This window comes from Paenibacillus vietnamensis (assembly GCF_020169515.1).
Taxonomy (GTDB): domain Bacteria; phylum Bacillota; class Bacilli; order Paenibacillales; family Paenibacillaceae; genus Pristimantibacillus; species Pristimantibacillus vietnamensis.
This window is the reverse complement of the sequence record NZ_JAHMHW010000019.1, coordinates 82,523-89,901: the sequence shown is the minus strand read 5'-3', so window position 1 is coordinate 89,901 and position 7,379 is coordinate 82,523. Positions and strand designations below refer to the sequence as shown.

The 7,379-nt window shown below is 50.7% G+C and carries 5 protein-coding genes; all 5 read right to left on the bottom strand.

Translation table 11 applies throughout. From position 1 onward, the window contains the following. Positions 1 to 238 precede the first annotated feature (238 nt). Positions 239 to 1,180 carry a tyrosine-type recombinase/integrase gene (locus KP806_RS23650; protein ID WP_224726217.1) on the bottom strand — a complete coding sequence of 314 codons (942 nt, stop codon included), beginning with the start codon at positions 1,178 to 1,180 and terminating at the stop codon, positions 239 to 241. Positions 1,181 to 1,341: 161 nt separating this feature from the next. Beyond that, on the bottom strand, positions 1,342 to 2,559 hold the full coding sequence (locus KP806_RS23645; RefSeq protein WP_224726216.1) for a Ger(x)C family spore germination protein: 1,218 nt from the start codon (positions 2,557 to 2,559) through the stop codon (positions 1,342 to 1,344). Next, the gene (locus KP806_RS23640; protein WP_224726215.1) at positions 2,556 to 3,647 is read right to left on the bottom strand and encodes a spore germination protein; all 1,092 of its coding nucleotides are present in this window, start codon (positions 3,645 to 3,647) and stop codon (positions 2,556 to 2,558) included. The genes KP806_RS23645 and KP806_RS23640 overlap by 4 nt, the downstream gene beginning before the upstream one ends. Positions 3,648 to 3,664: 17 nt before the next feature. After that, entirely contained in the window at positions 3,665 to 5,134 is a 1,470-nt protein-coding gene (locus KP806_RS23635; RefSeq protein ID WP_397376430.1) for a spore germination protein, read from the bottom strand. A gap of 294 nt (positions 5,135 to 5,428) precedes the next feature. Further along, positions 5,429 to 7,372: an ATP-dependent DNA helicase gene (locus KP806_RS23630; protein WP_224726213.1), complete on the bottom strand. Its 1,944-nt coding sequence runs from the start codon at positions 7,370 to 7,372 to the stop codon at positions 5,429 to 5,431. Positions 7,373 to 7,379: the final 7 nt, after the last annotated feature.

The window sequence follows — 7,379 nt, the reverse complement described above, 5'->3', positions numbered from 1 at the left end:
TTTTCATTTGAGATGTACTTACATATTTTAAAAACGAAAGTTTTTCAGTGCCCTCTTACAGTACGGGGGTCATCTTTTTTTCAGTATTTCCAACAATACCCGTTTCTTGACGTGGACTGAGCCAGCCATTCCACGCATTTAGTTTACATAATTATTGTTATGTATTCTAAAAGTCGAAAACGGGTACTTCCACTAATTGGATCACGTAGATCTCGATCATTTGTTTACATAACTATTATTATGTAGACTTATTTTTGAGGAAGGACGGAATTTTCCCCGAAATGTTATTCATCGCCGTCCGCAGCTGCTGATTATCGATATGGGTATAAATTTGCGTCGTCTCGATGCTTGCGTGGCCAAGCAGCTCCTGCAGCGTCCGGATATCCGTACCGCTCCGGATCTGCATTGTCGCAAATGAATGGCGGAGCTTATGGCTCGATAGCCGCTTATTGGACAGCGACGGCATTTGTTCCTTTAGCAGCTTGATCATTTCATCGGCGATCGTCTGGATCATCCGGATAGACAGTCTTCTGCCAAATTGGGAAACGAAAAACGGCTGCTCCTTTCCCTGCCGCGCCTCCCTCCGCTCCGCGAGCGACTCCTGCAGCACCTCATTGATCGGTTCGGGAAGCGGAATGACGCGCCATTTCCGGCCTTTGCCCAAAATATGAATCGAGCCGTCCCGCCGCAGATCATGTACATTCATCCGGTGAATCTCGCCGACGCGAAGACCGGCATAAGCCATTAACAGCACGATTGCCGCATTGCGCCGATAATATTTTCCCTGGATGCCCTCTAACAGCGCCTCCAGCTCATTTTCCTCCAAATACACAGGTATTTTGTTTTTTTCCTGCTTCGATTTTGCAATGAGCGCCGCCGGATTCGTATCCTGGTGCTCCATTTCGATGAGTGCCTTGAAGAAGGACCGCAGCGCCGAAAGCTTGCGGTTGCGGGTTTCATCCCCGGCGCCCCGCTCCCGGCAATCGGACAGAAAACGCATGACGTCGAGCTTCGTCAGCTGCCTCGTAGACGCAGGATAGACTGTATGCAGAAAATGAGCAGCGTCGTTCATATACGCCTGATGCGTCGACTTCGTCATCCCTTTGTTTTTCATCCATATCGAAAAAAGTCCAAGCTCCTCGCCGTAATGCTCGGACACTTCATGCCGCCTTTGAGCCATACCACACCCCCAAATCCTTCCATTTCATCATCAAAAACATTCAGCCCAAGCTCCTACATCATAGCTGAAAAGAAGCTTAAAACGCAAATTGCGTGAAATATGTATTTCACGCAATTTATTGATCGCGAAAAAAGCCATCTCGGCAGCAATTTTCCCGCGCCTTAATGGCTTTTCTCCGTTCCCGTTTCCGTTATGTTTAACTTGACCGAATAGGTAATCGGAATGTCGGCAAAACGCTCATCCCAATTTTCCTTCATCTGCTTCCACAGTCTGGGATGCTCAATATGCAAGCGGGTTCCGAAGCCGACGACGTCCGTTTTGTAGTTCTTCTGAATTTTTGCCAGCGCCTGCTTAATCAGCTTCGACACCATTTCACTCCCCGATTGCTCGACTCGTTCGATAAACGCCTCGTCGATCGGAGAGCTGTTCATGCTCCAGTCCTCGATAATCCGGCCTTCCGTCTCGATTTGAACGTCAAAGCTGATCTGATTTCCGGCCACCTTCGAACGGATTTTGCTTTTCATCGATTTCAGCTCGTATGTAACCGGTAGATTCGTTTCCGGGTCTGTGCATTTGATAAGACCGCCCTTTCCGTCCCCTCTTAGCCATGTAATGCCAAGCAGCTCGGCTTCATTTAACGTTCCTTTGAATTTTTGCGTTTTTCCGTCAATGACCGCCGCTCCCGACATATGGACCTCTCCCTCCGCCGCCGTCACATTCTGAAGCAGATAACTGGCTCTGGCATGCATTTTCGCTTCCAAATGATAGAGTCTTACAGGAGGAATAATTTTGAGAGTCCGGTAGCGGTTATCCATCATGCCCAGCAGCCTGAAAGCAGGAACGATCGTATTCCCTTTTGCCTCCATTGTGTTGCGCGCCAAGCCGTTTGACATAAACACGGCGCAATTTTGCCTGATATCGTTATCCCTTAAGAAAAAGTCAAGCAGCTGCGGTAAACTATAACGGCGAGCCAACTGTTCGTTGATTACGATGACCTTCAGATGATGGCCGACGACCGGACGCTCCAGCTGCGTCGCATAATCCCGCATCATTTCAAAGATGGAATTTCCCGTCTGGGAAATATTCAAATATGCTTTTTTACTGGGGTCCCTCATACTCCCTTGGCTTTGGCCTTTGTCTTCATTTTGCTTGTCTACGACTTGCACGGTCAGCGTAAGTATATTTTCTTTCTCTTTTCTTATAGAGAATTTATCGAGCTTATGCTCGAGCTTCGTTTTATGCTCTTCGTCCAGAGCTAGCCCGACATAGAGACTAAGATCCTCGATTTCATCCTTGCTCCAGCAGCCCGTTAGCAGCAGCAGACTGACGATGGACAAGACGATTAGCAGCCGGCGGAATCCGTTTTTTTCGTATTTCATCCGCTTTTTCCTTTCCTCACCCGTGTAATCAACAATAAAAAGAAAGGTATCAATCCGAAAATAAAAGCGGAGCTCTGTCCGAGCAAATCTCCAAAAGCAAAGCATGCCGTCAAATCCTTTGGCGTGACTGATATGATGAACACGATCGGCAGCAATCCGTAAAGGCACTGCGCAACAGGGCGGTTAAAGAGCTGGGCAAGACCCAAAGCCGCGGCATAAAAAGAAATCGTGTAGGTGGAATAAATCTGCATAATCCATATAACCAAAAATAAAGATTCAAACCTCTCGAAGATAAGACCGGTGTATTCGAAGCTGCGAATTAAATCGAGCGTCGGCCACGTCCTGGTCACAACCCCGTCAACGCTTAGCGCTCCGATGACGACAACGACTGTAATTAAATACAATGCCATCGGGACAGCAACTCCGTACACAACCGCTTTTACAGCTTGCTCGGACCGTTTCATGAACGCAGTCAAGATGAGAATCGTTTCAACGCCCAGAAAAGATAATGCAGTCGATTTAATTCCTTTCCAAACAGGTGCAATTCCATCTCCGAGCACCGGTCTAAGATTATTAACCTCGACAATATTTAATGCCATTAACATAACGAGCAAATAAATAAGGATCGTAACCGGCAAAATCATTTCGAACAGCCTGGCTATCGGATTGATCCCGCCCGTCATCAAATAAAGGCTGACCCACATAAACACCATAATGATTGCCCAGTTAGGCGTCCCTTCCAGCAAAAACAAACTTGTTACCTCTGTGACGATCCGAACCTGGTAGGCAGCCGTCATAAAGAAATAAACGACGAACATCAAACTGACCAATGCGCCGATCCATTTCCCTAAAATGCGTCCGTTAAACTGAAACACCGTTTGTCCGGGATACCGCTTCGCCAAAACGGCCATCACGACTCCGGCGATCATAGCAAGCAGACCTCCGAGCAATACGGAAATCCACACGTCAGGCGTTTGAACGAGCGTGGCCGAGGATCTGGGCAGCGTAAGAATTCCGGAGCCGAGCATGGCATTTACAACGATAACGGCAACCTGAATCGTCGTAATTTGATCCTTTTCGTTTATCATCGCCGCCCGCTCCTTTTCTAACGTGATTCATTTCCTTGCCGTTTTTTGTTCTTACTCCCTAACAGCTTAGGTCTTGTTCTCATCATGGATAACGGTGCCCGGACAAAAAAGTCCTTCCAGTCACCGGGACGGTACGGCACGGCCGGACTTGCGTACGGGACTCCGAAGCTTTTCAGCTTAACAAGATGTGCGCAAAGGAAAAGAACAAACAGGATGACGCCGTACATGCCGAACATTGCGGCACAGAACATCGCGACGAATCGCAGCATCCTCAGCGAAATTCCGGCATTGTATTGAGGGATGGCGAACGAAGAAATGGCCGTCACCGCTACGACGATAACAAGAATCGGACTGACGATTCCGGCCTGTACCGCGGCCTCGCCGATAATCAGGCCTCCGACGATGCCCATCGCCGGTCCGATCGGCTTAGGTAGCCGCAAGCCTGCTTCCCGCAAAATCTCAATCGAAACCTCCATTATGAGAGCCTCGACCAATGAGGAGAAGGGAACGCCCACTCTGGCCCCGACGATCGTTATCGCAAGCTTTGTCGGAATGAGGCCCGGATGAAACGAAATAAACGATACGTACAACGCCGGCGCCAGCAAGGAAACGAATGCCGCGAGAAAACGAAGCATCCGCAGCAGGGTGCCGGCAATCCAGCGATCGTAATAATCCTCCGGAGACTGCAGCAGCATGCTGAAGGTAACCGGAGCGATTAAAGCAAACGGCGTGCCGTCCAGTAAAATGGCGACCCTTCCCTCCATCAACGCCCCCATGACGCGGTCAGGCCGCTCCGTGCTTTGGACTTGAGGAAACGGACTCAAATAGTGATCCTCGATTAATTGCTCCACATAGCCGGATTCCGCTACGTTATCGATATTTATTTTTTCGACCCGTCTGCGCACTTCGGCAACCAGCTCGGGATTCGCAATATCCATCATGTAGGCGATGATCAGACTTTTTTTCGCCTGCTTGCCTACTTGAAGCTTGATGAGGGACAAGCCAGGATTTTCTCCCTGGCTCCTCAGCAGTGAAACATTATCGGACAACGATTCGTTAAAGCCTGCCCGCGGGCCTCTGACGAGCGCCTCGGATATCGGCTCCTCAATGCTTCTGGTTTTGCTCGTTGTTGTCCCGATCAGGAAAGCTTCAGTCATGCCATCGACCAGTATAGCGGTGCAGCCCGTCAATACCTTGGACAAAAGCTGCTCTGCCGTATCGGTTACCGACAGCTGGCTGACAGCGAGCACCCGGTTTTGCAAATAATGCTTCGTCACTTCGGAAGGTCCGGCCGAAATCGACATTAACGGTCTCATAATATGCTGTTCGATCAAGTCCCTATCCGCGAGCGGAGTTACAAACACAATTGCCGCAGCTACTCCGGAGCTGCCAAGCGCAAACTCGCGGATGACCATATCCGCGTATGGCTCCGTAAGCGGTCTCAGCCGGTCTAGATTAATGGCAAGGCTGCCGTTCAAGTTGATCACTCTTTTCCGGGTTTATTGATCCAATGAAAAACCCAGGTAAGCGCCAAAGGGACCGCCAGCGTTACAATGGCCTGGAGAACGACGGACCAGTCTGGCCTATTTAACATATCGGAAATCATCAAAAGTAACGCCCCTTCATTGGCAGAATCATGTAGAACGATGTCGAATAATTCCTATTTTTGCCGAAAGCGACAAGCTCTAAACCACAACCATAGTGAATGAAAGATATCATCAGAGTAACAGATCAAAAAAAAGAAGAAGGGGGTCCTCCCCTTCTTCTCACACAGATCTGTTTTAAAGCTTGTCCATCGTTACGTATTCCGGCAATAGGCCGGCGATTTGAGCACGAACCTCCGCATCGTTTAGCCGCTCCCCGAAAATCGCGACCGTGCCGCTGTCCTCCCGGGTCCGGATTAATCGTCCGATTCCCTGCCTTAACCGAAGCAGCATGTAAGGCATATCGACCTGCTCGAAAGGCGAGCTTGCGTCCTGCCTTCTGGCCGCAAACACCGGGTCGTTTGGCGGAAACGGAAGCTCCCATACGATGACCTGCGACAGGGAAGGTCCCGGAATGTCCAAGCCCTCCCATAGCGTTACCGCGCACAACACGCTTTCCTCCTCGGTCTGAAACCGTTCGATCAAATGGCTGATTTCGCCCGATCCTTCATAATAGAACGTAAGCCCGGCCGACTCCGGTACATTTTCCCATGCACTTCTGAACGCTTCGAGCTGCTCCATGGCCGGAAACAAAATTAACGACCTGCCGCCGTTTTGCTTCAGCAGCCTGCCGATTTCCGACAGCTTCTCATCCGTGTTCAGCCGCCTACCCTCTTCCGGGGCAAGCACCCGCATTTGATCCTTGTAGTCGTAGGGGGAAGCGACAGAGAAACTCAAAGCGTTTTCCATGCCCAAAATATCCATCATATAACGGAACGAGCCTTCGACCGACAAAGTAGCGGAAGAAAAAACGATCGGCATTTTCCGGGAGAAAACCTGCTCCTTCAGCACTTCCTTTACCCACTTCGGCATAATGACGAGAGAAAGGCTGTCCTGCTCCTGCGATACCCACGTAATCGGCTTGTCCTCTCTCTTGTACAAGGAAAGCGCAAATTGGATCATTTCCAAATGCTCCTCGACGATTTTGAGCTGGTAGGTGTCAATCGTGTACAGGCCGCTCTCAAATACGAGCTCTTCTTCGATGACGGACAAGCAGTCCTGCAGCCTGTTAATTTCGCGCAGCAGCTCGTCGCTCCAACGGAGCTCCTTGCGGCTCGAGCCGGGCACGCTTATGCTTTGCCTGCCAATGAGGCGGAACAAATATTCGCTTTGCGTAATCGCATCCTCTACGGCTAACGCTAGCGATTCACGGATTTCATCCTGCAGCAGCCTCGCCACGATACCTTCGAATACGTTATGGTTCAGCTTGTAGGTCAGCGCCTGCTGCGCAGCCGTTTCGAGCAAATGTCCTTCGTCGAACACGACGGAGCTGTGCTCGGGCAGCAGCGGAAGCTGCCCTTCGCGCTTACGGGCCTCATAGGTCCAGACATGCTCCATATAGAAATCGTGGGAGCAAATAATAATGTCTGCCGCCTTGCGGTAATGATCGCGGGATAACGTCTGTCCGCAGCGGTGCCTGCGGTCGCAGACGAGGCAGTCCTGGAATACGTCCCAGCCGACGCGGCTCCACTGCTCGTCGGTCAGGCTCGGATAATCCTTGCGGTTGCCGTAAGGATAAAAGCTTTGCAGCGAGTCCGGCCGGTTAACGAAGCCGGGCAGCTCGCGGGAAATGCGGTCATACAGCTCTGCATCGTCAAGACCGGCACGCGCATCGTCGAGCTTGTTCAAGCACAAATATTGATCGGCGGATTTGCCCATCCGCGCATCGATGACCAGATCGAGGTGGCGGGCCAGCTTCGCGACATCGCCTTCCGGCTTGACGAGCTGCTCGATCAGGGACTCGTCCGCGCAAGCGATGATCGCCGGCTTTCTCGTATAACGCGCATAACAGATCGCGTACAGCAAATAGACAAGCGTCTTGCCCGTTCCTACGCCCGCTTCCGCGAAAATCGTCTGCTTCTCGGCGAATGCCCGCTCCAGTTGAAAGGCCATGTAGATTTGCTCGTCACGCACTTCGAAGCCGGCTTCCGGCAGCTTCTCATAAAAAACGTCCGCGATCCAATCGCTCGCCTGCTGAATAAATGATTGCTTCGGGTCAAACTCAAACGGATAATTGTTCACTCTCGCT

What these genes read in the sequence shown, in the direction of transcription:
- KP806_RS23650 (WP_224726217.1), bottom strand. Translation starts at nt 1,180, where the DNA reads ATGGCTCAAAGGCGGCATGAAGTGTCCGAGCATTACGGCGAGGAGCTT.
- KP806_RS23645 (WP_224726216.1), bottom strand. Translation starts at nt 2,559, where the DNA reads ATGAAATACGAAAAAAACGGATTCCGCCGGCTGCTAATCGTCTTGTCC.
- KP806_RS23640 (WP_224726215.1), bottom strand. Translation starts at nt 3,647, where the DNA reads ATGATAAACGAAAAGGATCAAATTACGACGATTCAGGTTGCCGTTATC.